Origin of the sequence: Mariniflexile sp. TRM1-10 (genome assembly GCF_003425985.1) — a bacterium.
GTDB lineage: Bacteria > Bacteroidota > Bacteroidia > Flavobacteriales > Flavobacteriaceae > Mariniflexile.
Map to the genome: position 1 here is coordinate 2,223,117 of NZ_CP022985.1, position 26,614 is coordinate 2,249,730.

Sequence of the window (26,614 nt, forward strand, 5' to 3'; positions counted from 1 at the left end):
AAGTCAAAAAAGCATCAATAAACAAAACTTAAACAGTTTCTAAGATGAAACCATCTTGTCACCTCGAGCGCAGTCGAGAGGTTTTTTTAATATTTTGTGTTAAATGAGCTCTCGACTGCACTCGAACAGACAAGAAACCAAAACTACGAAAAGTATTTTTGATTTAGGGTTTGGGAGGTTACGATTGATGAAATTTTAACTTAGAAATTGAAATCAAACGTTTAACAATTTCATAAGAAAATCAAAACGCGAAATGAGTAACTTTACAAACTAATTTTATAATTATGCTCCGTTGGGTTATTTTTCTTGTTATTTTCTTCATTCTGGATTTATATGCTTTTCAGGTATTTAAAACAATCTCAAAAAATAGTTGGTTTCATTTATCGTATTGGGTTGTTTCTATATTAGTTATTGGGAATTTTGTTTTTAACTATTATGGTTTTAACAGAAGTGATGGTTTTTCCCATACCCATGCCTATGCTTTTGGATTTTTTCTAGCGATTTTAATTCCTAAAGCGATTCTTTTTTTAGGCATGTTTGCTGAAGATGTTTTTAGAGTGCCGCAAGCTATGTATCGCTATTTTACCGAGGGAGATACCGCTAAAGGGAATTATTTTGCATCACGCAGGCAGTTTGTTAGTCAGATTGTATTGGGTCTAGCGGCCATTCCGTTGGCGTCTGTTTTATATGGTATTTATAAGGGCAAGTATAATTTTAAGGTTTTAAAATATACCTTAACTTTTGAAGATTTACCCAGTGCATTCGATGGCTATAAAATAACCCAGTTAAGCGATATCCATTCGGGAAGTTTTGATGATGTAGAGAAAGTTAAATACGCCGTAAATTTGGTTAATGACCAACAAAGTGATGTCATTCTGTTTACGGGCGATATGGTGAACAATAAAGCTGAAGAAATGCATCCCTATCTAGACATTTTTAATAAGCTACATGCTAAAGACGGTAAATTTTCGGTGTTGGGAAACCATGATTATGGCGATTATGTTACTTGGAATTCTGAAGCAGCTAAACATCAAAACTTGGAAGATTTAAAAACCATTCAAAAGCAAATTGGCTTCGATTTATTATTGAATGAAAACCGTTTTTTAGAAAAAGATGGTGAACGTATCGCTTTGGTTGGTGTTGAGAACTGGGGCACAGGTGGTTTTAAACAAGCAGGTGATTTACGGGAAGCTGCTTCGGGAATTAAAAAAGACGATTTTAAAATTTTAATGAGCCACGACCCAACCCACTGGGAAAAAGTTGTGATTGATGATGATTATCATTACCACTTAACACTAAGTGGTCACACCCATGGTATGCAGTTTGGTATTGAAATACCAGGTTGGTTTAAATGGAGTCCTGTAAAATGGCGTTACAAATATTGGGCAGGTATTTACGAAGAAATGGGGCAATACATCAATGTGAATAGAGGATTTGGGTATTTGGCATTTCCAGGACGTGTGGGGATATGGCCAGAGATTACGGTAATTGAACTTAAAAAGGGGGCAAGTACAACCTAATTTTTATGTTTTATTCATTTAAAAGATTCAAGACCGCTTTGCTAAAAGAAAATAGAATAAAGAAAATAGACAATAGACAAGTGAGACTAAAGGGCAACAAATGGATGCTCAAATGTCTATTTGCTTTTCTGTTTTAATACTCGCTAAGTAACATATCATTACAAAAAGCAAGGCCGCAAATCAGTAATCTCTTTAAAAAGCCATTGTCACTGTGTTTACAGAGAATTTCAAAAGTTTTATCGGACAACAATAATTTTTATTATACAAAGTAATTACTTACTTTTATAGTAAGGAACTCATTTTGACTTTTTTCATTTGAATGTAAAATATGGGGCAGGACAGAACGTATAAAAATAACCAGATGGGTTATTTTAGCGAACAAGCCAGCTTGCGCAAAGGGTATTTTCGCTTCAATCAAAAAAAGGAAAGATGAGTTCAATACATTATAAACACCATGTTTATTGATATTTTCGAAAAATTGCGTAGGTTTGTATAAGTACATTTGACTAATAAACAATAGAGTATGTCAAAATTTGGGGAACTAATTGATGTAGAAATTCCTGTTTTGTTAGAATTTTTCACGGATTGGAATGACCAATCTACAGCAATGCATGCCGTTTTAAGAGATGTAGCTGCTGCACTTGGCGATAAGGCTAAAGTGATTAAAATTGATGTTGAAAAAAACGAAGAGCTTGCCGAAGCGTTGCGTGTAAAAACACTGCCAACATTAATTATTTATAAAGACGGCGAAATGAAATGGCGCCAAAGCGGTGAGCAAGATGCTAATACGCTTATTGGCATCATTCAAAAGTATGTTTAATTCCTGCGAAGGCAGGAATCTCTTTTTTATATTTTTTAGGGCGTTCCCTAAAGGTCGGGCTTTCCGATACAAGTCCTCGCTCGCACCTCGCTGTGGGCTTTCCACTTCAAATGCATAGCATTCACGATTTCATCAATTTAAAATAATATGCATGAGTAATCCCTAACGCAAAACCAATTAGCATTAATTAGTTGCTTCTTTATTATATAAAAAGCGAATAATCAAAATTCTAAAGATTTAAATACAAATCCTTTTTCATTATAATATGCCATTACTTTTGGTAATGCATATTGCATATTCTTTGAGGCTTTTATACTATCGTGAAATACTACGATACTTCCGTTGGTTGCATTTGAAGTCACATTTTTTAAGCACGTTTCTTTCGATACGTCTTTATCCCAATCAAAAGAGAGTACATCCCACATAATTATTTTGTAGTTTAATTCTAGGAGTTTGTTCCCTTGTTTGGGGGTTATCTGTCCGTAAGGTGGACGGAAAAAATTCTGAACCCTGAATTCTGAATCCTGAATTTGATTCGTTATAATATTTTCAGCTTCTAAAGTGTTTTCAATGTAGTCTTTCGCCTTTGTTTTCCAGCCTTTAATATGGTTGTTTGTATGGTTGCCAATGGCATGTCCTTCGTTTAAAATGTTTTGAAAGATTTCAGGGTGTTTTTCAATATTATTTCCAATGCAAAAAAAAGTAGCTTTTGCGTTGTATTCCTTTAATGTATTTAATGTCCAATTGGTGATTTCCGGGGTAGGACCATCATCAAACGTAAGATATAAAACCTTATCATTAGTTGGGATGTCCCAAACATAGTTTGGGAACATCTTTTTGGCAACTAATGGTGTTTTTACTGGCGTTAAGGTCATCCCTTACTCAGTTATTAAATCAATACTGCTATCGGAAGTTGGTATGTCTATTTCAGTTTTTGGAACAGTATCCTGCTCTTCAGGTTGACCTCCGTAAAAGTGTTTAAATAGCATTAAATGATTATTGAATATATCGCCTTCTTTTTCTGCAAAGTTGGGGTCGTATTTTACTAAAACATTTATTAGACCTTTATAGCGTTCAATATCGGTGTAAATGTCTTCGAAGAATCGTTCCTGGTTAGACGTTTTTAATGTGCTGTAATAGTATAAATTCTCTTGATATTTTTTAGCCACCTCTTTAAACAGCTTTTGTGCTTTTTCTTTGTTGCCTACCTCGTAATAAGCACTTATGTAAGGCTCCAACAAGGTGTAATATCCAAAATACTCAACAGGCATGTTGGTCATGGCGATGTCCGCGATTTCTTCTGCTTTATCTAATTTTTTCTCGATAAGCAATTGTTCAATTAATCGGGCTAAATTACCTCTGTAAGAAATGGAGTTTTTACGTGTTTCGGGATCGTGATATATATCTGGACTACCGCTATTGCCCCAATCCCATTTTTTCACTTTGTTATACATCAGGTCACTATCAACACGTCCCATATCAAACGGGTTTGATTTATTTATAGGGGTTTTTATAGGGACCAGTTTATAGCACATACCGTCTAGTTGCAAGTAGTCTTTCATCCAAAGGTAATCGTCGTCGCCAAAACTTCCGCCGGTAAAGTAAATAGGGCGTTTCCAATTATTGTTAGCAACAACATCAAGCATTAATAACCTGTTTTTGTATAAAGCACCTCCAGTTACTTGTATGTCAATATGTGGCACTATTTTATCGGCGTCTTTAGGACTTACAATACCAGATTTTAAGGCATTTTCTTTATTTACCGGAATTCTTAAAAACTCGGTTGGCAAATAGCTTGCGTTTAAATCTTGCTGTCTAACTTGCGAAATATCAACGCCTTTTTGTTCTAAGATATATTTATATTTGGTTTTAGGATTGTTACTTGCAATAAAATCTAAAAACTGTTTGACTTGTAAAGTATCTTTCACAACGGGTTCAATAATAATATAATCATTCGTGCCGTATTTATATAAATCGTGCGTTAGTTGTGAAGGAATCGGTTCACTTTCATATGCCTGACGTTTCATTTGATCTATATACCAGTCCGTTTGAAACAAGCTGGTGTTTACAACGCGCACATCGGTTCTATAGCCTTCAATTTCCTGGGCATACCAAAGCGCAAAGGTATCGTTATCACCAATGGTGAATAGAATAGCGTTTTCTTCACAAGAATCCAAATACTTTTTTGCCATAGATCTAGCAGTGTATTTATCTGATCGGTCGTGGTCGTCCCAATTGTTTGCGGCTAAAAGACCAGGAACTAATATTAAACAGATAACAGATATTATGGGTGCCAAAAGTTTAGGTGAAGCGTATTTCTTTAAGGCATCAAATAAGGCATATACCCCAAACCCAATCCAAATGGCGAACACATAAAACGAGCCCACTACCGAGTAATCGCGTTCACGTGGTTCAAAAGGGCGTACGTTGGTATAAACTTGTATGGCGACTCCTGTAAAAAGGAAAAACACCAATAAAACCCAAAATAGTTTTTTGTCTATGTTGAATAAAAAGAAGAAACCTATTAATCCCAAAATGAACGGTAATAGATAATATGTGTTTCTTGCCTTATTGTTTTTAACATCACTTGGCAAATTGTCTTGGGACAGCCCTAAAAGCATTTCGTCTAATGGTTTTATGCCCGTTATCCAATTTCCGTGGTTGTCGTATTTTCCTTGAATATCATCTTGTCGTCCTGAAAAGTTCCACATAAAATAACGCCAGTACATATAGCCTAATTGGTACTCGAACATATAGGTTATGTTTTCCCAAAGGCCTGGTTTTTCAACATCAATATAATTTTTAAAGCGTTTTAGGAAGTTGTTGTAATCTTCATAATCGACGGCACCTTTAGCGACTTCATTTTTAAAATTAGTGACAGTCGTTCGCAATTCGTTTTCCATTTGGTATTCTGGTTTTAGCTTAAAGTCTAAAAACCCAGAAAACATCATGTAGTTTTCGGCATGTTCTGTACTCCACATACGTGGAAGAATGGAAGCATGTTTGGAATTGTAGTTTTGCTTTGCATTTTTATAATTGTTTACAATAACGTATTTGCCTTTGGCTTCGTCTTTTTCGTATTTAGGTTTGTCATCTACATACGGATTGTTTTCATCTAAATAAGCATATTGGTCGGTGAACTGTGGTCCGTAAAACAAGTGTGTTTCAGGATATTGTTCTAAATTATAATAGGCCAATAATTCCCTGGCACTCGATGGGTTGTTTTCATTAATAACCACGTTGGCATTGGCGCGTATGGGAAGTAATAACCATGTTGAGAATCCAACAATGATAAAGGTAACACATAAAATGCCGGTATTAACATGCACCATCCCTTTTTTATGCGTATAATTTAATCCGTAATAAATAATGCCTACCAATAAAATACCCGCAATAATAGACCCCGAATTAAAAGGAAGCCCAATAGAATTGACAAAGAAGATTTCGAAAACACTAAATATTTTAAGGATATTTGGCGCCAATAGTTTAAAAATGAATAATAATATAGCAACAGAAACGACATTGGCAACAATGAAGTTTTTAATGGTAATGGTTTTGTAGTTTTTAAAGTAGTAAATAAGTCCGATAGCAGGTATGGTTAATAAGCCCATAAAGTGAACCCCAAAAGAAAGTCCAATAATAAAGGCAATTAAAATAAGCCAACGGTTCCCACGGGGTTTGTGCATGTCTTGTTCCCAGCGTAGCCCAAGCCAAAACATAACCGCCATAATTAAAGTAGCCATAGCATACACTTCGGTTTCCACGGCGTTAAACCAAAACGAATCGGTAAACGTAAAAGCCAAACTCCCTACAATACCACTACCTAAAATAGCGATGGCTTTCTCTTTAGTGATGTCGTTTTTATGTCCAACCAGTTTTTTTAAAAGGAGGGTAATGGTCCAAAACATAAAAAGAATGGTGAAGGCACTAGATATGGCACTCATCATATTCATCATAAAACCAACTTGCGAAGGCTCTAAGGCAAACATAGAGAAAAAGGCGCCTAGCATTTGAAAGAAAGGCGCACCAGGTGGGTGTCCTACCTGTAATTTAGCCGAAGTTAAAATATATTCGCCAGCATCCCAAAAACTTACAGTGGGTTCTACTGTTAATCCGTATGTTACAAGAGCTATTAAAAAAGTGAACCATCCTAAAAAGGTATTCCATTTTTTAAAATTAAAATTGGTCATAATAAATTATTGTCTTTATTTACAGAGGCGAATTTAATAATAAATATGGTATTTAGTACGTTTTTAAGTAAACGTTAAGTATTGGTAATTATTTTTTCAAAAAAATGCTTGTGAAAATAAAACTTTGTACTAAATTTGCACCCTCAATTACACATTGGCTTATGGTGTAACTGGCAACACGTCTGGTTTTGGTCCAGAAGAGTCTAGGTTCGAGCCCTAGTAAGCCAACATAATTGTAAATCCTGATTCTATTTTGAGTCAGGATTTTTTTGTATAATAATACATGGGCGTTACCCTGTGGGTCGCGCTTTCCGCTGCAAGTCCTCGCTCGTACCTCGCTGTGGGCTTTTCACTATAATCGCTAACGCAATACCAATATGGGTTTTAATGTTTAGATAACATTATTAAACTTATGGTTGCATAAAGTTAAACTTACGGGTTTATATTTTACATGAAAATAATTCTAAGGTAATACCCTAAAGGGCAGTAATTCTTTTATTTATCAATAAATTAATCCTAATTAAATAAAATGAAAAAAATTACTCTTTTTGCTAGTTTTCTAGCCTTGTCTTTTACGGCAGTTAAAGCTCAAAATGCACTTCAGCATTTGTCTAGTTATCAAACTAGCATAGAAGCTTCTGCTGAAACGGTTGCTTACGATGTAATCAATCAACACGCTTTTTTTACTAATTCAGCAAGCAATAGTTTTACTATTGTAGATATTAGCAATCCCACTACTCCAACCTTAGTTAAGGATGTAGATTTGTCAACTTATGGAGCAGGACCAAATTCTATTGCCATAAGCGGCAGTATAGTTGCGATAGCTGTTGAGGCGAGCCCAAAACAAAACGCAGGTAAAGTGGTGTTTTTTGATTTAAACGGAGATTATGTAAATGAAGTTACAGCAGGAGCATTGCCAGATATGCTAACATTCACGCCTGATGGTATGAAACTTTTAGTCGCTAACGAGGGAGAGCCTTCAGATGATTATACCAACGACCCAGAAGGTACAATTTCTGTAATAGATTTAAGTGGAGGTGTATTGTCTGCTTCAGCTTCTACAATAAACTTCAACGCTTACGATAATAAAAGAGTATCGTTACAAAATAAGGGCATTCGTATTTTTGGAAATAACGGTGCTGCTACTGTTTCCCAAGATATGGAACCTGAATACATTACCGTTTTGGAAGATGGTACAAAAGCGTATGTAAATTGTCAAGAAAATAATGCATTGGTAGTTTTGAATTTAACGAATAATACCATTATTGATATTTTGCCCTTAGGTTATAAAAACCATTTATTAGGCACGCCAACAGTTACAAGCTATGTTGTTAACGAGTTAGTGGCTAATTGGCCGGAACTTGGTACTCCAGCTTACGATGGCGGTCAAGCACCAGTACTTTTAGGAGGTTTTTCAGGATTGTTTTACGATGCTGTAAACTCTACGGCAACCGATTATGTTTTTTATGCTATTCCAGATAGAGGCCCTAATGCCGATGCTGTTTCTGGTTCAAGTGTTACGCCTACTTCAACAAAAAACTTAAGACCATTTAAATTACCAGATTATCAAGGTAGAATTGTAAAATTCACTTTAAATAAAACAACCGGAGCAGTTGCTTTAAACGATCAAATTCTTCTTACTAGAAAAGATGGTGTAACACCTATTTCTGGAAAAGGAAACATATCTGGATTTGATGAAGTGCCTGTAACTTATACCGATGCCTCAACAGCTTATACAAATTCAGATTATGTTGATGGTTCTTCTGAAGTTTATCACGAACTACCTTATGATGCGTACGGTGGTGATTTTGAAGGCGTTTTAATTGATAAAGATGGCTACTTTTGGGCTTGCGATGAGTACAGACCTGCAATTTATAAGTTTCAGCCTAACGGAACATTGGTAGAGCGTTATGTGCCATCGGGAACCTCATTATTAGGAACAAATCCTCAACCTGTTGGAACGTATGGTGCAGAAACGTTGCCAGAGGTTTATTCTAAAAGATGGGATAACAGGGGTTTTGAAGCTATTGCTTACGATGAGGTAAACCATGTTGTTTATGCATTTATACAATCGCCTATTGAAAATCCGTCTAGTGCAGCGGTTAGAAATAAATCGGATGTTATTAGAATCTTAGGTATTAATGCCGATACTGGCGTTCCAGTTAGTGAGTATGTGTATTTATTGGAAAGAAATAAAGATGCAGGTTATGCATCTTCAAGAGTAGATAAAATTGGTGATGCAGTTTACACAGGAAACGGTAAATTTTTAGTTATTGAAAGAGATTCTGAAGGGCCAACTGCAACTTATGGTAAAAAATACATTTTCGAAATAGATATTAATTACGCAACAAACATTTTGAATACGGTTTTAACGGGTTCTAAAGAATTGGAAGAACTATCGGCAGATGAAATTGCTGCTCAAAGTATTTTGCCAGTTCATAAAAACAAAGTGGTAAATTTGCCAACTATTGGTTACCAATCATCCGATAAAGCTGAAGGTATTGCTTTGTTACCAAACAATGAAATTGCCGTAATAAACGATAACGATTTTGGTTTAGCAGGAGCGGGTGTTACCGATGCTAGTGTGTTGGGTATTATTTCTTTTGCTACCGATTATGGTTTTGATGCTTCTGACAGAGATGATGTGGTTAATATTACACAACACCCAACGTTGGGTATGTTTATGCCAGATGCCATTGCATCTTATAAAGTGGGAAGTTTAAACTATATAGTAACAGCAAACGAAGGAGATTCTAGAGATTATGGTGGATATTCAGAAGAAGTGCGTGTTAAAAACCTGACTTTAAATTCAACATATTATCCAGATGCAGCAACGCTTCAAGCTGATGCTAATATTGGTAGACTTAAAACCACAATTGCCGATGGAGATTACAACAATGATGGTACTGTTGAGCAAATCTATTCTTATGGTGCTAGGTCGTTTTCAATTTTCGATGAATATGGCAATTTAGTGTTCGACAGTGCCGATCAATTTGGTCAAAAAATTGCTTCAGAAGAACCAACATTATTTAATGAAGACGAAGGGGTGCTTGATGGTAGATCGGATGATAAAGGAGTTGAGCCAGAAGCAATAGCAATTGGTGTTGTTGATGGTAAAACCTATGCGTTTATTGGTTTAGAAAGACAAAGTTCAATACTTATGTACGATATCACCAACCCTAACGATGTTGAGTTTATTACTTACTATAAAGGCAATAGAACTTCAGGTGATACTGCGCCTGAGATTATAAAATTCATTCCTGCTACCGATAGTCCAAACTCAAAAAACTTACTTTTAGTAGGTTATGAAGTGAGTGGCTCGTTAGGAGTAATCCAAATAGACGATCAGGTATTAAGTATTAGTGAAGAAGTTTCAAAAAATGATTTCAAAATATATCCTAACCCAGTGGTTGAAGGTATTTTAAAATTCAATAAAATATTATCTGGAACTATTTATAATATAAACGGACAAGAAGTAAAAACATTTAACAACGAAAGTGCTTTAAATGTATCTCAATTTACTTCTGGAATTTATATATTAAAAACAAAAGAACACGGTGTTAAGCGTTTTGTTAAATTATAAATCTAATCCAAATTAAATCAAAATCCCAATCGAAAGATTGGGATTTTTTTATTAAATTTTAAATGTCATCACAGGTCGTTTGGCGTGGTTTACTAAATCCTCGCTAATGCTGCCGTTAAAGAAATGGGAAATGCCCCGTCTGCCATGGGTACTCATGCCAATAAAGTCTGCATTAATAGATTGCGAAAAGTTCATAATGCCCGTTTCAATAGTCACATCATTGTAAATGTTAACAGAGTAATTGGGCATTTTAATATCTTTAATAAAATTTTGTATTCTATTTTGAGCATCGTTGGATGTGATAAAATGATTAGGCGTATTCACCATAAGTAAGTGCATTTTAGAGTCAAAAAGATTGGCAAATGCCATGGCTTTTTTAAAAGGCGCTATGCTTTCCTCGTTAAAATCAGATGCAAAAACAAAGTGTTTGGTTTGGAATGTTTTATGCTCGTTTTTAATAACAAGTACAGGAGTTTCAGAAGTGCGAACCACTTTTTCGGTATTACTACCAATAAGCATTTCCTTTAAACCACTTGCTCCGTTAGACCCCATAACAACCAAGTCTATTTGATTTTTTTTACAAACATGAAAAACGCCCTTAAATATTTCCTGAAACTCTACGTGCTCATGTACTACCAAGCCTTTTAGATAATCTTTCTCTTTTAATTCTTCAAATTGCTTGTGTGCTAATTTCATAAAAAACATGGCTTCAGGCAAGTCGTTGTAAGAACTTAAAGGGTCTACGGTTTGCAGTGGTGCTTCAAGAATATGCAGTAAATAAAGTTCACAACCATGCTTTTTGGCTAATTGTGCGGCTACCTTTAAAGCGTTTTCGGCTTGAGTAGAAAAGTCGGTGGGGACAAGTATTTTTTTCATAATTTCATAAGTAAGATACACCTAAATTTATGAAATATTACTTTAAAAATCAATAAAATATTATATATTTGCACTGTTGAAAGGCTAAAACTAAAGAAAGAGGGGACGGAAAGTCCCCTCTTTTCATAAAAAAAATGTTTAAAACTAACGTTAAAAATTTATTAGACGCTGCGTTAATAGAACGACCAGATTTGTTTTTAATTGATTTCTCAATTCAAGGAGATAATCATATTAATATTGTTGTTGATGGCGATCATGGCGTTTTAGTTGAAGATTGCATGTTTATTAGCAGAGCTATTGAGCATAGTTTGGATAGAGAAGAACATGATTTTTCTTTAGAAGTGATGTCGGCCGGAGCTGCATCACCCTTAATAAATAAAAGACAATATAGTAAGAATTTGAAAAGAGAGCTAACGGTAAGAACCGCTTCAGAAACGTTTGAAGGCGTACTTGCAAAAGCAACCGATACAAATATTACATTAGAGTGGAAAGTTAGAGAACCAAAGCCAGTAGGTAAAGGGAAGGTAACAGTAAAGAAGCAAGCGGATATCGCTTACGAAGATATTGTAGAAGCAAAAGTTATGATTAAATTTTAATTCAATAGGAGTTATGGAGAATATCGCGTTAATTGAATCTTTTTCAGAATTCAAAGACGATAAGCTAATTGACAGAGTAACGTTAATGGCGATTTTAGAGGATGTATTTAGAAGTGCCTTAAAAAAGAAGTATGGCGACGACGATAATTTCGACATTATTGTAAACCCCGATAAAGGGGATTTGGAAATTTGGAGAAACAGAGTTGTTGTTGCAGATGGTGAGGTTGAGGAACCTAACCAAGAAATTTCCTTGTCGGAAGCGCGTAAAATCGAACCGGATTTTGAAGTAGGAGAAGAAGTATCTGAAGAAGTAAAACTTATTCACTTAGGAAGACGTGCTATTTTAGCATTACGTCAAAACCTTATTTCTAAAATTCATGAGCACGATAACACCATCGTTTTTAAGCAATTTAAAGATTTAATTGGCGAAATTTACACAGCTGAGGTACATCATATTCGTCACAGAGCTGTTATTTTGTTGGATGATGAAGGTAACGAAATTGTGCTTCCTAAAGAAAAACAAATACCATCAGATTTCTTTAGAAAAGGAGATAATGTAAGAGGTGTTGTTGATAGCGTCGAGTTAAAAGGCGCTAAACCAACCATCATCATGTCTAGAACGTCTCCTGCTTTCTTAGAAAAGCTTTTCGAACAAGAAATACCAGAGGTTTTTGATGGTTTAATCACTATTAAAAATGTCGTTAGAATACCTGGTGAAAAAGCAAAAGTAGCGGTAGATTCGTATGATGATAGAATTGATCCTGTTGGGGCATGTGTTGGTATGAAAGGTTCAAGAATTCATGGGATTGTACGTGAATTGGGTAACGAAAATATTGATGTAATTAATTATACAAATAATTTACAATTATACATAACAAGAGCGTTAAGTCCAGCTAGGGTTACTTCAATAAAAATTAACGAAGAGACAAAACGTGCTGAGGTTATTTTAAAACCAGAAGAAGTAAGTAAAGCCATTGGTAGAGGTGGTCATAACATTCGTTTGGCGGGTCAATTAACTGGTTATGAAATAGATGTATTTAGAGAAGGTGCAGAAGAAGATGTAGAGTTAAGAGAATTCTCTGACGAAATAGAAGGATGGATTATTGAAGAGTTTAGTAAAGCTGGATTGGATACTGCAAAAAGTATTTTAGAGCAAGATGTAAACGATTTAGTGAAAAGAACAGATTTAGAAGAAGAAACAATTAAAGACGTTATTAGAATTCTTAGGGAAGAATTTGAAGAATAACATATATTTGAGTATTTTAAAGGCAATTTATGGCTGACACAATTAGATTAAATAAAGTATTACGGGAACTCAATATTTCTATTGACCGCGCAGTTGATTTTTTAGAATCAAAAGGGGTTGATATTGAAAAAAGTCCGAATACTAAAATTTCAGAAGAAGTACATGTAATTCTTTCAAACGAATTTCAAACAGATGCTAATAAAAAAGTAGCATCTAAAGAAGTTGGTGAAGCCAAATTGAAAGAAAAAGAGGTGCTACGTGAGCAAAGAGAACGTGAAATTGAAGAAAAGCAAAAAGAATCAGCCAGAAAAGAAGAAATAATAAAAGCCTCTAAAACACTTTCTGGACCAAAGCAGGTGGGGAAAATTGATTTAGATCCTAAAAAGCCTGAAGAAACCCCTGTTGCTCCAAAGCAAGAGGAGAAAGCGGTTGAGGTTCCTAAAGAAGAGGTTATAGAAAAACCTGTTGAAAAAGAACCTGTAAAGGAAGAAGTAAAGCCTCAAGTTCCTGATGAGGCAAAGAAAGAAGTTAAACCAGAAACTTCTAAACCTAAAGAGGAAGCAACACCAGAACCTAAAAAGGATGTTGAACCTAAAAAACAGATAACCAATTCTGAAGGTGAATTAATTACTGAAGAAAGGGTAAAAACCAAATACCAAGTACTTAGCGGTCCTAAAATAGCAGGTGATAAAATTGACTTATCTCAGTTTAATAAGCCTAAGAAAAAGAAAGAAGAAAAGAAAGCCGACGCAAAACCTGGTGATGCTGGAGCTTCAGCTAATAAGAAAAAGCGAAGACGTATCAGTAAAGTTGGAGGTCCGCAACAAGGTGGTGACAACAGAGGTGGCGATGCTAGCAAACCAGGTAACGACCGTTTTAAAGGTAATAAACCAGGACAAGCAAGACGCCCTATTGTTAAAGAAGATCCTAGTGAAGAAGATGTTAAAAAACAAGTCCGTGAGACTTTAGAAAAGCTTCAAGGAAAATCTTCTAAAGGAAAAGGTGCTAAATATAGAAGAGACAAAAGAGATCAACATAGAGATCAAACAGAAAGAAATTTAGAGCAAGAAGCAGCAGAAAGTAAAATTCTTAAGGTTACTGAGTTTGTTACGGCAAGCGAAGTGGCAACCATGATGGATGTACCAGTTACCCAAATTATTTCAGCGTGTATGTCACTTGGAATGATGGTAACCATGAATCAGCGTTTAGATGCTGAAACACTCTCAATTGTAGCAGAAGAATTTGGATATGAAGTAGAATTTGTAACCGCAGATATTGAAGAGTCCATTGAGGTTTTTGAAGATAGCGAAGAAGATTTAAAACCAAGAGCACCCATTGTAACCGTAATGGGTCACGTAGATCACGGTAAAACATCACTTTTGGATTATATCCGTAAAGAAAATGTAATTGCAGGAGAATCTGGTGGTATTACACAACATATTGGAGCCTATGGTGTTGAATTGGATAACGGACAAAAAATAGCCTTCTTAGATACACCGGGTCACGAAGCGTTTACAGCGATGCGTGCTCGTGGTGCACAAGTAACTGATATTGCCATTATTGTAGCAGCGGCAGATGATGATATCATGCCACAAACAAAAGAAGCTATTGCGCATGCACAAGCAGCAGGAGTTCCTATTGTTTTCGCCATAAATAAAATTGATAAACCAGCTGCAAATCCTGAAAAAATTAAAGAAGGATTAGCACAAATGAATTTGTTGGTAGAAGATTGGGGAGGAAAAATCCAATCGCACGATATTTCTGCAAAGGTTGGAACAGGTGTCAAAGAATTATTGGAAAAAGTATTGCTTGAAGCTGAATTATTAGAGCTAAGAGCAAACCCAAATAGACCAGCTTTAGGTACTGTTGTAGAAGCCTTTTTAGACAAAGGACGTGGTTATGTGGCAACTATTTTAGTGCAAGCAGGAACACTTAGAGTGGGAGATTATGTATTGGCAGGAAAAAATAGTGGTAAAGTAAAAGCCATGCAGGACGAACGCGGTAATAGCGTAACAGCTGCAGGACCTTCAACACCAGTGTCTATATTAGGTTTAGATGGTGCACCACAAGCGGGTGATAAATTTAATGTATTTGAAGATGAACGCGAAGCAAAACAAATTGCTTCAAAACGCGCACAATTACAACGCGAGCAATCGGTGAGAACACAACGTCATATTACCTTAGATGAAATTGGTCGTCGTATTGCATTAGGTGATTTCCAAGAATTGAATATCATTCTTAAAGGTGATGTGGATGGTTCTGTGGAAGCATTAACCGATTCATTCCAGAAACTATCAACTGAAGAAATTCAAGTGAATATTTTACATAAAGGTGTTGGAGCCATTACAGAAAGTGATGTGTTATTAGCATCTGCTTCCGATGCCATTATTATTGGATTTAATGTGCGTCCTGTTGGAAATGCAAGAAGCATTGCCGATAAAGAAGAAATTGATATCAGAACATACTCTATTATATACGATGCCATCAACGATCTTAAAGATGCAATGGAAGGTATGTTATCTCCGGAATTTAAAGAAGAGATTACAGGTACAGCAGAAATCAGGGAAATATTTAAAGTTACTAAAATTGGTAGCATTGCTGGTTGTATGGTAACTAACGGAAAAATCCTAAGAAATTCCAAAATCAGATTAATTAGAGATGGGGTTGTGGTGTTTACTGGAGAATTAGCGTCATTAAAACGATTTAAAGATGATGTTAAAGAAGTAACCAAAGGTTTTGATTGTGGTATACAAATTAAAAACTACAACGACATTCAGGAAGGTGATATTATAGAAGGGTTCCATGAAGTTGAGGTTAAAAAGAAACTTAAATAAGGAATTTTCATATTTCATAGAAAACAAAAAGCGACCAATTTGGTCGCTTTTTTTGTTTTATGAATCATTTTCATTGTTGTCCGATATAACTTTTTTAATGAAGTGGTTAGAACCTTTTCGATTGAAGCGAAAATTAGTCATTTTTTGACCAATCGAAGCCTTTTTAGAATTGCATAGCATTGCTACGGAATGAAAAAAAGACATTGAGAACCTGAATTCGATTATCAGCAATTGATGATTAAAGCCATTTTAACTCCTTTAACTCCTGCAAGGTTTTTTGAACTCCTGCAAGGTTTTAAAAACCTTGTAGGACTGAAAAACCTTGTAGGTCTGCTTCCCAAAACCTAAACAGCAATCGAATCCGGGCAAAAACCACCTGGTCTCCGGTTTCTTTTAGTGAAACCGAATCCACTCCTCCTTTTTAAAGGAGGAGAATTTAAAAGGCAGGTAAATATTATGATTATACCTATATCCTATATTGAAATTAAAACGACAAACAGCATGTTCCTTTTTTTAAGGGAAGGCGGATTTAAATCCGGAAGGGTTAAACATTTTGAACACGCGTTGTGCCACTTTTATTTAAAAACAATCGAACTCAGGTTAGAGAGGTCAAAAAAAAGGGCAATTTTTTAGCCAATTGGAAAAAGTTTAAACGACTTCAATTGCTTCAAACAAAGTGATAATGGCTTTTTTAAAGAGATTTCCGGTTTTTGTCGTTTAGCTTTTTTGTAATAATTAATTACTTAGCTAGTACTATAACAGAAAAGTAAATCAATTTGTTATCATTCAGTCTATAGTCTTTTTTCTCTTGTCTCTTGTCTTTTAGCAAAGCGGTCTTGACTCTTTAATATATAAGGTTATTTCTTAGGCTTAAAAATAAAGGCATTTGGAAATTTACTTTTAATTTTTTTCAAGGCTCTATCGGCTTCCAAACGCGTCCTATAATTGCCTGCCCAAATTTTAAAATTTGGTGTTTCGTATTCAATAGAAGCTTTCCAATCAGAAAAATTTGAGTTAAATTCTCTTTGCGAAGCCTCGGCACTAGGACGATGATTTCCAGAGTATATCTGTATTTTATATCTGTCAGAACCGCTCTCGTTTTTATTCATTTCCTTTTTAACCTCTAGTAAAGTGGTTATTTTTTTGTCCTGATTTACAACAACGGTTCCTTGTTGTGCCAAACAATAGTTTGAAGCCGTAATAAAAGCTAAAACACTTAAAGCGCTAATTTTTAAATTCAATAATTTCATTTTCAAATATATTTATACAAATGTATACGTTATAAACTTAAATTAAGTTGTTTTTATTATTTAGAATCTCTCTAAATTACCAATTAACAGTTCTCTAACATTTCGCAAATCGACTTTAAGTATTACTTTTGCCAGAGATTTTTTTAACTGTATTTTTTTCAATTATTAAATGAAAAAATCATACCAAAGTTTAGAAGTTAATTTGACCAACAATATGAGAAAGGTGATTCACCGTAGATTAAGCGTAAACATTTTTCGTGTTAGCTTAATTTTATTATTAGCGTTTACAACCTCGCTTTCTGCTCAAGGAGATCCAGCAAAAGGGAAATCATTATTTAATGCCAATTGTGCAGCATGTCATCAACTTGATAAGAAAATGACAGGGCCTGCTTTACGTAATGTAGAAGCGCGTTTAGCTGATGAGCAAGGTTTAGATAAAGAATGGATTTATGCGTGGGTAAAAAATAGTTCAGGTCTTATCAAGTCTGGAGACGCTTACGCAAACAAAGTGTATAACGAGTTTGGAGGTGCTGCAATGACAGCGTTTCCACAATTATCAAATGAAGATATTGATAATATTCTTGCGTATACTGCCGAGGTGAAACCCGAAGCGCCTGCTAATACTACAGGAGCTGCTGTACCTGCCGAAACTACTTCTTCAACAGGAGGTATTTCAAACGAAATTATATTAGGTGCTTTAGCAATCCTATTCATATTATTAGCTGCTGGGCTCTATTTAGTAAACAAAACATTGCGTCGTTTTGCTTCGGCTCAGAATATTGAATTGCCAGAAGAAACAAAAGGGACACCACTTTGGAAAGCATTTGTTCAAAACCAATTTTTAATGTTGGTTGTAGCTATATTCTTTTTATTGTCTAGTGCTTATTTTGTGTACGGGTATTTCATGCAAATAGGTGTAGACCAAGGCTATCAACCCGTACAGCCTATTCACTTTTCGCATAAAATTCATGCGGGAGATAATGGTATCGATTGTAAATACTGTCACTCTTCTGCAAGAACAAGTAAAACTTCAGGCATTCCATCTTTAAATGTTTGTATGAACTGTCATAAATCAATTTATGAGTACAATGGGGAAACAACTCCAGAGCATTCTAAGGAATTCTATGATGGTGAGATTAAAAAGCTATACAAAGCAGCAGGTTGGGATGATGCTGAACAAAAATATACTGGGAATTCACAACCTGTGAAATGGGTTCGTATTCATAACTTACCGGATTTTGTTTACTTTAACCACTCGCAACACGTTACGGTTGCTGGTTTAGAGTGTCAAACCTGTCACGGTCCTATCCAAGAAATGGAAGTTGTTAGTCAATTTGCTCCGTTAACTATGGGATGGTGTATAGAATGTCACAGAACTACCAATGTTAATATGAAAGACAATGCTTATTATGAAAAAATTCATAAGGAATTGGCTAAGAAATATGGAGTCAAAGAAGTTACTGCGGCTCAAATGGGTGGTTTAGAATGTGGTAAATGCCACTATTAATAAATTAATAAGAAGTTAATTCAATTATATAATATGTCATCAAACAAGAAATACTGGAAAAGTGTTGAAGAACTAAACGAGAATAGTTCTATTGTTGAGACGCTAAAACAAAACGAGTTTGTAGAACAAATTCCAACTGATGAATTTTTAGGTGATAAAGATACATTGGAAGCAACCTCTACAACACGTCGCGATTTCTTAAAATATGTAGGTTTTAGTACAGCTGCAGCATCTTTAGCGGCTTGCGAAGGCCCTGTTGTTAAATCTATTCCTTACGTAGTTCAACCAGAAGAAATTATTCCTGGTGTAGCTAACTATTACGCAACAACCATTGCAGATGGATTTGATTTTGCTAGTGTTTTAGTAAAAACGCGTGAAGGTCGTCCCATTAAAATTGAAAACAACGCTTTGGCAGTTACCAATGGTAGTGCAAATGCTAGAGTAAATGCTTCGGTTTTAGGCTTGTACGATAGTTTAAGAGTTCAAGGTCCTAAAAAAGGAGATACTTCTATTTCTTGGAGTACGTTTGATAAAGAAACCAATCAAAAATTAACCGATTTAAAAGCAGCTGGTAAAGAAATTGTGTTATTAACACAAACTTTTGCGAGCCCTTCTACAAGTAAGTTAATTTCAGAATTTAAGGAAAAATACGGTAACGTTCGTCATGTAGTGTACGATGCTGTGTCAGAATCGGCTGCATTAGATGCTTACCAAGCAAAATATGGAGAGCGCGGTTTAGCTAATTACGATTTCTCTAAAGTGATGACCGTTGTTTCTGTTGGTGCCGATTTCTTAGGCGATTGGCAAGGTGGCGGTTTTGATGCGGGATATTCAAAAAACAGAATTCCTCAAAACGGTAAGATGTCGCGTCATATTCAGTTTGAGTCTAATATGTCTTTAACTGGAGCGAATGCCGACAAACGTGTGCCATTAACACCAAGTGAACAAAAAATAGCTTTAGCTAAATTATATAGTTATGTCGTTGGTGGTTCAGTTTCAGGAAGTTTACCAGCACATATAGAAGATGCCGTTAAAAAAGCAGCATCTCAATTAAAGAAAGCAGGTAGCGAAGGCGTTGTAGTTACAGGAATTCAAGATGTCAATGCACAAACTGTTGCTTTAGAAATAAATGCATTTTTGGCGAGTAAAGCATTCGACCCAAAAACACCTATAAAAACAAGACAAGGTAGTGACCAAGCCGTTTTAGGTTTAGTTGCCGATATGAAGGCAGGCAAGGTTGGCGCCATCATCATGAGTGGTGTTAATCCAATCTACACATTACCAAATGCTTCAGATTTTGCTGAAGGATTAAAGAAAACAGAGTTATCAATTGCGTTTTCTCTTAAAGTTGATGAAACGTCTTCAGAAACACATTACTTAGCAGCAGCTCCTCACTATTTAGAATCTTGGGGTGATGTTGAGTTGAAGAAAGGACATTATGCCTTAACGCAACCAGCTATTCGTCCGTTATTCAATACCAGACAATTTCAAGAGGCTTTATTAAAATGGACAGGAAACGATGTTTCTTACCACGATTATATTAAAGAAGCTTGGGGAACAACCATATTAGGAGGTAGCTCATTCAATCAAGCACTGCACGATGGTGTTTATGTTGGAACCATCGCTACTGAAACTGAAAATACTTCGGACGCTGAAACTTCAGCAGAAACACCTTCAGGAAATGCTGCTAGTGCATTAGCTGCTTCAGCAAAAAAATCAGGTTTAGAATTAACATTATATACCAAAGTAGGTATGGGCGATGGGCAACAAGCCAATAACCCATGGTTGCAAGAGTTTCCAGATCCTATTACCAGAACGTCTTGGGATAACTATTTAACCATTTCAAAAGCCGATGCTGATGCATTAGGTTTAATGAACAAGCATGTTGCAAACGGTGCTTTAAATGGTAGTTATGCTAAAGTAACTGTAAACGGAACAACCATAACTGCTCCAGTTATGATTCAACCAGGACAAGCTAAAGGTTCTGTTGGATTAGCACTTGGTTACGGAAAAACAAAAGGTTTAAAAGAAGAAATGCAAACAGGTGTTAATGCCTATGCATTATATAAAAACTTTAATACGGTACAAAACGTTACTATTGAAGCTACAGCAGGTGAGCATGAATTTGCATCAGTGCAGTTACACAATACCTTAATGGGTCGTGGCGATATTATTAAAGAAACGTCTTTGGAAATCTTCAATACCAAAGATAAAAAACACTGGAATGCGGTTCCTGTAGTCTCTTTAAATCATAAAGAAACTCCTGTTACGTCACCAGATGTAGATTTATGGGATGAATTCGATCGTTCTGTTGGGCATCATTTCAACTTATCAATCGATTTAAATGCGTGTACAGGATGTGGCGCATGCGTTATTGCGTGTCACGCTGAAAATAACGTGCCAGTAGTTGGAAAAACAGAAGTACGTCGTAGTCGTGATATGCACTGGTTACGTATTGATAGATATTATTCATCTGAAGAATCATTTGCAGGTGATAATGAGAAAAAAGAACATATTTCTGGCTTAGGAAGTTCGTTAAGTGAATTTGGTGAAATGGAGCATGCTTCTGTAAATCCACAAGTTGCTTTCCAACCAGTAATGTGTCAACATTGCAACCATGCACCTTGTGAAACGGTTTGTCCTGTGGCAGCAACTTCACATGGTCGTCAAGGTCAAAACCATATGGCTTACAACCGTTGTGTGGGTACTAGATACTGTGCAAATAACTGTCCTTATAAAGTACGTCGTTTCAACTGGTTCTTATACAATGGCAATGATGAGTTTGATTATCATATGAACGATGATTTAGGTCGTATGGTATTAAATCCAGATGTCGTTGTACGTTCTCGTGGTGTTATGGAAAAATGTTCTATGTGTATTCAAAAAACACAAAAAACCATTTTGGATGCAAAACGTGATGGACGTGAAATTAAAGATGGTGAATTCCAAACAGCATGTTCTGCAGCTTGTAGCAGTGGCGCCATGGTTTTTGGAGACATTAACGATAAAGAAAGTCAAGTTGCAAAACTTAAAGAAGATAACCGTATGTACCACTTGTTAGAGCACGTAGGCGTAAAACCAAACGTGATGTATCAAACAAAAGTGAGAAATACAACTGAAGCATAACCTAATTAAAGAATCAATTATATAATTATGGCGTCTCATTACGAAGCACCTATTAGAAGACCCTTAGTTACAGGCGAGAAATCATACCACGATGTTACTGTGGATGTGGCTAAACCAGTAGAAGGAAAAGCAAATAAACAATGGTGGATAGTTTTCTCTATAGCACTTGTAGCCTTTCTTTGGGGAATTGGATGTATTTTATATACCATATCAACAGGTATTGGAACTTGGGGTTTAAATAAAACTGTAGGTTGGGCTTGGGATATTACTAACTTCGTTTGGTGGGTTGGTATTGGTCACGCAGGAACACTTATCTCTGCGGTACTTTTATTATTCCGTCAAAAATGGAGAATGGCCATTAACCGTTCTGCGGAGGCGATGACCATCTTCTCGGTAGTTCAAGCAGGTTTATTCCCAATCATTCACATGGGGCGTCCTTGGTTAGGATACTGGGTGTTACCAATACCAAACCAATTTGGTTCGTTATGGGTAAACTTTAACTCACCACTACTTTGGGACGTGTTCGCGATTTCAACATATTTATCGGTATCATTAGTATTCTGGTGGACAGGTTTATTACCAGATTTCGCTATGCTACGTGATAGAGCTATAAAACCTTTTCAAAAGAAAATATATTCCTTGTTAAGTTTTGGTTGGTCTGGTCGTGCTAAAGATTGGCAACGCTTTGAAGAAGTATCTTTGGTACTTGCAGGTTTAGCAACGCCACTTGTACTTTCTGTACATACTATCGTATCGTTTGACTTCGCGACTTCGGTGATTCCAGGTTGGCATACAACCATATTCCCGCCGTACTTCGTTGCTGGAGCGGTATTCTCAGGATTTGCGATGGTAAACACACTTCTTATTATTATGAGAAAAGTGTGTAACCTTGAAGATTATATCACAGTACAACATATCGAATTAATGAACATCGTAATCATGATTACGGGTTCTATAGTAGGTGTGGCATATATTACTGAGTTATTTATTGCATGGTATTCTGGTGTTGAATACGAACAATATGCATTCTTAAACAGAGCAACTGGTCCTTACTGGTGGGCATATTGGGCGATGATGACCTGTAATGTATTCTCCCCACAATTTATGTGGTTTAAAAAATTAAGAACAAGTATCATGTTCTCATTCTTTATCTCAATCGTAGTAAACATAGGTATGTGGTTTGAGCGTTTTGTAATTATAGTAACATCGTTACACCGTGATTACTTACCATCATCATGGACGATGTTCTCTCCAACATTTGTAGATATAGGTATTTTTATTGGAACGATCGGATTCTTCTTTGTGTTATTCTTATTGTACTCAAGAACATTCCCTGTAATAGCACAAGCAGAGGTGAAAACTATTTTAAAATCATCTGGTGAACGTTATAAAAATATTAGAGAAAGAGGTGAAAGTTTGGTAGGAACAGGAGCAGATGCAAGAACCTCTGGAGATCAAGTAACTAACAATAAAAACGAAGCGTAGGCAATGGAAGCATCTAAAGTAATTCACGCTATTTATACAGATGATGATGTATTGATGTCTGCTGTTAAAAAGGTTAAGGCAGAAAGATACCACATTGAAGAAATATATACACCATTTCCAGTCCACGGACTAGACAAGGCTATGGGGTTAGCACCAACACGTATTGCTATTACCGCTTTTATATATGGTTTAATAGGTTTAACGGTTGCAATTGTTATGATGAATTTTATAATGATTGAAGATTGGCCTCAAAATATTGGTGGTAAACCAAGTTTTAGCTATATAGAAAATATGCCGGCATTCGTGCCAATTATGTTTGAGTTAACCGTGTTTTTTGCGGCGCATTTAATGGTAATTACTTTTTACTTACGTAGTAGAATGTGGCCATTTAAAAATGCTGAAAATCCTGATCCAAGAACTACAGATGATCATTTTTTAATGGAAATTGCTGTAGATGGAAATGAGGAAGCATTGGCAAGTTTACTTAAAGAAACTGGAGCCGTTGAAATTAATTTAATTGATAAAGCGCATTAATAATGATGAAGAGCTTAATTAAAATATTAGTATTAGCAGTTATTTTAGTGGCCGTATCATGTAAAAAGGATACCGCACCAAACTACCAATTCATGCCAAATATGTATGAATCTGCTGGTTACGAAACCTATGGAGAAGCCGCATTTAAAGATGGCGTTGAAGCACAATTACCTGCCGAGGGATCTATAGCAAGAGGTTTTATTCCTTTTGATATTGAAAACTCTACAGAGGGATACATGTTAGCAAAAGAAACTTTAAAAAGCCCATTAGATTCTACCAGCGTAGATTTAGAAAGAGGTAAAGCATTATACGATATCTACTGTGGAATTTGTCATGGAGGTAAAGGAGACGGACAAGGAAACTTAGTGAAACGCGAAAAAATCCTTGGTATTCCTAGTTATGATGATGCAGGAAGAGCTATAAATGAAGGCAGTATTTACCATACTATTTATTATGGAAAAAATGCTATGGGTTCGTATGCTAACCAATTGAAAGAAGAAGAACGTTGGCAAGTAGTTTCGTATGTACTGGAATTAAAGGCTAATTTAGAAAAGTAAGATAGACAAGATTATTATAGATATGTATACATTTTCAAATAAATTAAAGACATTTTCTTTCATTCTAATGATATTAGGAGCATTAGGTGTAGGATATGGTTTTATGACATCTCATAAATCTTTTGAAGAAGTTGAAACCTTACTTGCAGAAGAATCTCATCACGGTGGGGGTCATGCAGTAGAAGCTTCCCATGAAACACCAAGTCATGATGCACATGCCACTGAAAATGCGCATGGAGAAGAAGCACATGCAGAAGTTGACGCACACAAAGAACACATTGAGCATGTTCAGCATCAAATAGCTAACAGACCGTGGTCTGCACTATATGTAGCTGCATTTTTCTTTATGATGATTGCCTTAGGGATTCTAGCTTTTTATGCGATTCAAATTGCATCCCAAGCAGGATGGTCTCCAGTACTATTTAGAGTGATGGAAGGTATTACAGCTTATGTATTGCCTGGTGCTTTAATAGTTTTAGGTATCGCTGTAGCATCTGGGACTATTGGTCATTACAATTTATTTGTTTGGATGGATCCAGAAGTAGTAGCTCACGATAAATTAATCCAAGGTAAATCGGGATGGTTAAATATAGGATGGTTTACATTTAGAGGTTTGGTATTTATTGCCGGTTGGAGTTTATACCGTCATTTTGCCCGTAAATTTTCTATTGCTCAAGATACGGCGGAAGATAATAGTAACTTTAAAAAGTCTTTTAGAATTGCAGCAGGGTTCTTAGTATTCTTTATTTATACAGAATCTATGATGTCTTGGGATTGGATTATGAGTGTAGATCCACACTGGTTCTCAACCTTATTTGGATGGTATGTATTTGCTAGTATGTTTGTAAGTGGTATTACTGTTTTAGCGTTAATTACTATTTACTTAAAATCTAGAAATTATTTGGAGTTTGTCAATGAAAATCATTTGCATGATGTTGCTAAATTCATGTTTGCTTTCAGTATTTTCTGGACTTACTTATGGTTCTCACAATTTATGCTTATTTGGTATTCAAACATTCCAGAAGAGGTCACTTATTTTATATCACGTTTTAACGATTACAAATTACCATTCTTAGGTATGGTGGTTATGAACTTTGTATTCCCAATTTTAATGTTGATGAATGCAGACTATAAACGTATTCCTTGGTTTGTTGTTATGGCAGGTCTTGTAATATTGGCAGGTCATTATATAGATATTTTCAATATGATAATGCCAGCTACAGTAGGAGACCGATGGTTTATTGGTATTCCTGAAATTAGTTCGATAGTGCTTTTTGCTGGATTATTCATATTTGTAGTATTTACAGCTTTAACAAAGGCACCATTACTTGTAAAAGGATATCCTTTTAGAAAAGAAAGTGAAGATTTTCATTATTAATTAAGATACATATAAAGACGAACGATAACAATGACTGCTTTATTAACAATTATAGTTTTAGTATTTATTTTAGTTGCCATTTGGCAAATGGTAAAGATTTTCGATTTGGCGCAAGCTAAAAGCGAAAACTCTCAAATTGCCAACGACAAGGATAATACAATCAATGGATACTTAATGATGGGCTTCTTAGCGTTCATTTATATAATTACCATTGTGTGTTTTGCAAAATGGGGTGATTTGCCTTTAATGTCTAACTCGGCATCAGAGCATGGTCCAACCATAGATAACTTAATGATTATCTCCATGGTTATCATTTTCTTTGTGCAAACAATAACACAATTCCTATTACATTACTTTGCTTTTAAATATAAAGGTGAAAAGGGTAAGAAAGCCTTGTTTTTTGCAGATAATAATAAGTTAGAAGCTATCTGGACAATCATTCCAGTTATCGTTTTAGCGGGTTTAATTATTTACGGGTTAAATACGTGGATAAACATTATGGGTGTTGATGAAAGTGACGACCCATTAGTTATAGAGTTGTATGCACAACAATTTAACTGGAAAGCAAGATATGGCGGTGCAGATAATACATTAGGAAAAGCTAATGTTCGTTTAATCGATATCGATCGCGCTAATATTTTAGGTTTAGATGAAGCTGACCCAAATGCACAAGATGATGTTATTACTACCGAATTGCATTTGCCGGTTGGTAAGCCAGTATTATTCAAAATGCGTTCACAAGATGTATTGCATTCTGCTTACATGCCACACTTTAGGGCTCAAATGAACTGTGTACCAGGTATGATAACCCAATTTGGGTTTACTCCAACAGTTACTACTGCAGAGATGAGACAAACACCAGAAATGATTGAGAAAATTGCAAATATTAATAATATTAGAGTTGAAAAAAGTCAGAAGTTAATTGCTGAAGGCGGTGAGGCTTTAGATAGATACGAGTTTGATTATTTATTATTATGTAATAAAATTTGTGGAAAATCCCATTACAATATGCAAATGAAGATTGTAGTGGAAACTCAAGAAGAATATGATGCTTGGATGAAAGAGCAAAAAGAATTCAAAAACTCTCTAGTTAATTAATTAAAAAAGATAAA

The 26,614-nt window shown here is 35.5% G+C and carries 16 protein-coding genes, 1 tRNA gene and 1 pseudogene; 14 read left to right on the forward strand and 4 right to left on the reverse strand.

What is annotated here, in order from left to right:
• Positions 1-284 precede the first annotated feature (284 nt).
• A complete protein-coding gene (locus CJ739_RS09520) occupies positions 285-1,520 on the forward strand; it encodes a metallophosphoesterase (protein ID WP_117174708.1) in 1,236 nt (411 codons plus the stop codon).
• Positions 1,521-2,043: 523 nt separating this feature from the next.
• Entirely contained in the window at positions 2,044-2,340 is a 297-nt protein-coding gene (locus CJ739_RS09530; RefSeq protein ID WP_117174713.1) for a thioredoxin family protein, read from the forward strand.
• Between the two features lie 221 nt (positions 2,341-2,561).
• On the opposite strand, the gene CJ739_RS09535 is transcribed toward CJ739_RS09530, so the two are convergent.
• Both CJ739_RS09535 and CJ739_RS09540 read right to left on the reverse strand, forming a co-directional pair.
• The gene (locus tag CJ739_RS09535; RefSeq protein WP_117174715.1) at positions 2,562-3,215 is read right to left on the reverse strand and encodes a polysaccharide deacetylase family protein; all 654 of its coding nucleotides are present in this window, start codon (positions 3,213-3,215) and stop codon (positions 2,562-2,564) included.
• 3 nt (positions 3,216-3,218) lie between these two features.
• The gene (locus tag CJ739_RS09540; protein WP_117174717.1) at positions 3,219-6,530 is read right to left on the reverse strand and encodes a glycosyltransferase family 117 protein; all 3,312 of its coding nucleotides are present in this window, start codon (positions 6,528-6,530) and stop codon (positions 3,219-3,221) included.
• Between the two features lie 155 nt (positions 6,531-6,685).
• Between CJ739_RS09540 and CJ739_RS09545 the strand changes: the two genes are divergently transcribed.
• Together CJ739_RS09545 and CJ739_RS09550 are read left to right on the forward strand one after the other, a co-directional pair.
• Positions 6,686-6,758: transfer RNA gene (locus CJ739_RS09545), tRNA-Gln, on the forward strand.
• A 301-nt stretch (positions 6,759-7,059) separates the two neighbouring features.
• Positions 7,060-10,113 carry a choice-of-anchor I domain-containing protein gene (locus tag CJ739_RS09550; RefSeq protein ID WP_117174720.1) on the forward strand — a complete coding sequence of 1,018 codons (3,054 nt, stop codon included), beginning with the start codon at positions 7,060-7,062 and terminating at the stop codon, positions 10,111-10,113.
• Positions 10,114-10,164: 51 nt separating this feature from the next.
• Here the strand turns inward: CJ739_RS09550 and CJ739_RS09555 are convergent, their stop codons facing one another.
• Positions 10,165-10,989, reverse strand: coding sequence for a universal stress protein (locus CJ739_RS09555; RefSeq protein WP_117174722.1), 825 nt, complete (start codon positions 10,987-10,989; stop codon positions 10,165-10,167).
• A 134-nt stretch (positions 10,990-11,123) separates the two neighbouring features.
• Here CJ739_RS09555 and rimP point away from each other — a divergent pair, with 134 nt between their 5' ends.
• Genes rimP through infB form a run of 3 tightly spaced genes read left to right on the forward strand, consistent with a single transcriptional unit; the run spans position 11,124 to position 15,665 of the window.
• Positions 11,124-11,585, forward strand: coding sequence for a ribosome assembly cofactor RimP (gene rimP, locus CJ739_RS09560; protein ID WP_117174724.1), 462 nt, complete (start codon positions 11,124-11,126; stop codon positions 11,583-11,585).
• Between the two features lie 13 nt (positions 11,586-11,598).
• Positions 11,599-12,831 (forward strand): transcription termination factor NusA, encoded by a 1,233-nt coding sequence (nusA, locus tag CJ739_RS09565; RefSeq protein ID WP_117174726.1) that lies wholly within the window; start codon positions 11,599-11,601, stop codon positions 12,829-12,831.
• A 29-nt stretch (positions 12,832-12,860) separates the two neighbouring features.
• On the forward strand, positions 12,861-15,665 hold the full coding sequence (gene infB, locus CJ739_RS09570) for a translation initiation factor IF-2 (RefSeq protein ID WP_117174728.1): 2,805 nt from the start codon (positions 12,861-12,863) through the stop codon (positions 15,663-15,665).
• An 857-nt stretch (positions 15,666-16,522) separates the two neighbouring features.
• On the opposite strand, the gene CJ739_RS09575 is transcribed toward infB, so the two are convergent.
• Complete coding sequence (locus CJ739_RS09575; protein WP_117174730.1) at positions 16,523-16,915, reverse strand: SPOR domain-containing protein; 393 nt, start codon at positions 16,913-16,915, stop codon at positions 16,523-16,525.
• A gap of 214 nt (positions 16,916-17,129) precedes the next feature.
• On the opposite strand from CJ739_RS09575, the gene CJ739_RS09580 reads away from it, so the two are divergent.
• From CJ739_RS09580 to CJ739_RS09610, 7 genes and pseudogenes are all read left to right on the forward strand, one after another.
• Entirely contained in the window at positions 17,130-18,422 is a 1,293-nt protein-coding gene (locus CJ739_RS09580) for a cytochrome c3 family protein (RefSeq protein WP_117178884.1), read from the forward strand.
• A gap of 33 nt (positions 18,423-18,455) precedes the next feature.
• Positions 18,456-21,548 carry a TAT-variant-translocated molybdopterin oxidoreductase gene (locus CJ739_RS09585; RefSeq protein WP_117174732.1) on the forward strand — a complete coding sequence of 1,031 codons (3,093 nt, stop codon included), beginning with the start codon at positions 18,456-18,458 and terminating at the stop codon, positions 21,546-21,548.
• A gap of 27 nt (positions 21,549-21,575) precedes the next feature.
• Positions 21,576-22,997, forward strand: a pseudogene (gene nrfD / locus CJ739_RS09590) (NrfD/PsrC family molybdoenzyme membrane anchor subunit); the annotation flags it as partial.
• A gap of 39 nt (positions 22,998-23,036) precedes the next feature.
• Positions 23,037-23,567: a DUF3341 domain-containing protein gene (locus tag CJ739_RS09595; protein WP_117174736.1), complete on the forward strand. Its 531-nt coding sequence runs from the start codon at positions 23,037-23,039 to the stop codon at positions 23,565-23,567.
• A gap of 5 nt (positions 23,568-23,572) precedes the next feature.
• A complete protein-coding gene (locus tag CJ739_RS09600) occupies positions 23,573-24,124 on the forward strand; it encodes a c-type cytochrome (protein ID WP_162880290.1) in 552 nt (183 codons plus the stop codon).
• A gap of 22 nt (positions 24,125-24,146) precedes the next feature.
• Complete coding sequence (locus CJ739_RS09605) at positions 24,147-25,502, forward strand: quinol:cytochrome C oxidoreductase (RefSeq protein WP_117174738.1); 1,356 nt, start codon at positions 24,147-24,149, stop codon at positions 25,500-25,502.
• A 30-nt stretch (positions 25,503-25,532) separates the two neighbouring features.
• Positions 25,533-26,600, forward strand: a complete 1,068-nt coding sequence (locus CJ739_RS09610; RefSeq protein WP_117174740.1) for a cytochrome c oxidase subunit II — start codon at positions 25,533-25,535, stop codon at positions 26,598-26,600.
• Positions 26,601-26,614: the final 14 nt, after the last annotated feature.